Consider the following 2,346-nt stretch of genomic DNA (forward strand, 5'->3'; position numbering starts at 1 on the left):
AGTATGAATCGGACAGATTAAAAATCAATCATCTCGGGTATAAATCCGCCATCAATCACCAAAAAGGTAGCCGTTTTTGATGTGAGAAACGGCTACGCTGATCGAGGCACAGAAATGGAAGGATTTTATTCAGGACACCATAACACAAGGAGGCAGAAGAACATGAACATCACTATTTTTGGTGCAAGTGGTGCAATCGGTCAACTTCTAACGCGATTTGCATTAGACAACGGAGATTTCGTTACGGCATATGTTAGAAACCCTGAGAAAATCAAGCTAAATCATTCCAATTTGAGGCTTGTAACGGGGGAACTCTCGAACGCTTCAGCCATTGAAACGGCAGTTGCGGAAGCGGATGTCGTGATAAGCACCCTAGGACCTTTGTCTGATATGTCGCGAAAGCTTAAAGGAACGCCGGTCGCCGACGGACATGAACTGATTATCAAAGCGATGAAGAAGTTCAATAAAAAAAGGTTGATTACGCTCGCGACACCGGCCTTGCAATCTGAAGACGACAAGAAAAACTTATCGACGGTGGTGCCGGGAATATTGGCCAAGATCTTTTTGCCAAACGGTTATGTCGAAATGAAGAAGCTGGAAGGAATTATTAAACATTCGAACCTGGATTGGACAGTCGTTCGAATTATTAATCCTAATGTTAAATACAAAGGGCAATCTTATGATTATTCATTCGGCGATCAGCAAGGTAAAATGTCCGTCTCTAGGGAAAATGTGGCGAAATTCATGTATGCTGCTGCTCGGCAAAGCCAATTAATCAGAAAAATGCCCATTGTCTATAATAATTAAATTAGCTTTAAAGGGAGCATTCAAAATGAAAATTGAGATATGGTCGGACTATGTTTGCCCATTTTGTTATATTGGCAAACGTCAATTTGAAATAGGGTTAGAACAGTTTAAACATAAAGAAGAGGTAGAAGTCTTATTTCGTAATTTTCAATTAGATCCATATGCGAAAAAAAATACAGGAATGGATATCCATCAAGTAGCATCTTCCAAGCATGGTATCCCATATGAAAAAGCAAAAGCAAGAAACAATCAATTGAAACAGAAAGCAAAAGAGGTTGGGTTAGATTATCAATTTGATACAATGATTCCTACGAATTCATATGATGCACTTCGTCTTTCTTATTATGCAAAAGAGAAAGGGAAGATACAGGAGTTTATGGAGCGTATTATGAAAGCTCACTTCACGGATTCACTAGATATTGGTGACCATGCAACACTTGCTCAACTTACAAGTGAGATAGGTCTTGATGCCAACGAAGCTTTGGATGTTTTAGCAAATGATAAATATAGCAAGAATATTGCAGCTGATAGAGCCGAGGGATCAAAAATTGGGATTCAGGGCGTGCCCTTTTTCGTAGTGAATGACAAATATGCCATCTCAGGAGCACAACCTAGCCAAGTATTTTTAGAAATATTCCAACGGGTTTGGAAAGAAGAGTACGCGAATGCTAAGGTTGAAAAGTATAAATTAAAGTCGTCGCTCGATGATTATTGTTCAGATGGGACATGTAAATTTTAATGAATACTCAAAAAAAGATACAGAAAACTCAAAAGAATAATATAGTATTTCAAGAATCAGATATTGTTGTTCCAAGTCTTGAAGTGGTGCCGCCATGCAGCAGGGGTGAAAATTTAGCTTGAGTATGACTTATTAAGCGGACAGTTCCTGCATGTCCAGGTAAACAACATGATCGAACCTACGGTTCTTTATGTGTCCGCACATGTATTTTATTTACTATGATAATTACTTTAACGTCTTGTAATAGAATTGAATATCTCGTCCGTAAAAGTATACCTTTACGGACTTTTCTTTTATATAAGGAATCTATCACTTTGATCGTTCGTTTTCGTTTGAAAACAAATTACGAACGTCTTCATATGTTTATGCACTTTTATGAACGTTTTTGATTAAATAAAAGGAAGTTTAATAGTGGAATAAATAAGTTAGATTGGAAAAGCTGGCGTAGGGAAAGCAACTTCAATACCTCAAGTAGTATTGGACGGTCCTAAAGAAATTGTTGATAGAAGATGCATCTATGTTATTATGTATACTAATGCTCTAAGAGACCGTATAAAAAATTATCAAATTAAATAAGAAGATACTTAAGCAGTTAGATACTAAAACCTTGCAGTTCCTCTTATTAAGAAAGTTTATCCCTCCATTGCACCACCTTTTTTATGAACAGCAATTTATAAAAGGAGCACAGATGAAATTGTTACTTAATTAAACGTAGCGAAGTCTTATATAGCTGTTATATCAAATGATTCAAGGGAATACATGTTAATTATACGAATGATTCATCACCTACTATAAGTAAG

2 protein-coding genes are annotated in these 2,346 nt (G+C 36.7%); both read left to right on the forward strand.

Annotated elements, in window-relative coordinates:
* The first annotated feature begins 162 nt into the window (after positions 1–162).
* A complete protein-coding gene (locus AC1DRF_RS23620; RefSeq protein WP_427077303.1) occupies positions 163–807 on the forward strand; it encodes an NAD(P)-dependent oxidoreductase in 645 nt (214 codons plus the stop codon).
* 25 nt (positions 808–832) lie between these two features.
* Complete coding sequence (locus tag AC1DRF_RS23625; protein WP_427077302.1) at positions 833–1,546, forward strand: DsbA family oxidoreductase; 714 nt, start codon at positions 833–835, stop codon at positions 1,544–1,546.
* Positions 1,547–2,346 lie beyond the last annotated feature (800 nt).

The sequence above is a fragment of the Priestia sp. P5_B4 genome (assembly GCF_056400385.1).

Excerpts from the sequence above, each read along its gene's own strand:
- AC1DRF_RS23620 (WP_427077303.1), top strand. The coding sequence starts at position 163 with ATGAACATCACTATTTTTGGTGCAAGTGGTGCAATCGGTCAACTTCTA.
- AC1DRF_RS23625 (WP_427077302.1), top strand. The coding sequence starts at position 833 with ATGAAAATTGAGATATGGTCGGACTATGTTTGCCCATTTTGTTATATT.